Raw genomic sequence first — 233 nt, 5'->3', positions numbered from 1 at the left:
GATCGACCAGTTGTCGATGTAGTGCAGGTCGTGCTGGACGCGGCGCTCCATGTCGAGATCCGTCAGGGTCTCGCCGCGCAGGCCGTTGACCTGGGCCCACCCGGTGATGCCCGGCATCACGTTGTGGCGGCGCGCGTAGAGGGCGATGCGGTTCTCGAAGCTGCGGTCGTGCGCGAGGGCGTGCGGGCGGGGGCCGACCAGGGACATCTCGCCGAGCACGACGTTGAGGAGTT

1 protein-coding gene is annotated in these 233 nt (G+C 68.7%); it reads right to left on the bottom strand.

Translation table 11 applies throughout. The annotated features are described in order from the left end of the window. A partial coding sequence (locus CVH10_RS24705) for a sugar transferase (protein WP_181244776.1) occupies positions 1 to 233 on the bottom strand: 233 nt, incomplete at both ends.

It is taken from the genome of Halomonas sp. ND22Bw (assembly GCF_003011945.1).
Taxonomy (GTDB): Bacteria; Pseudomonadota; Gammaproteobacteria; order Pseudomonadales; family Halomonadaceae; genus Halomonas; species Halomonas halophila.
Note: the sequence above shows the minus strand (reverse complement) of the source record. Positions and strands in the feature narration are given on the sequence as shown.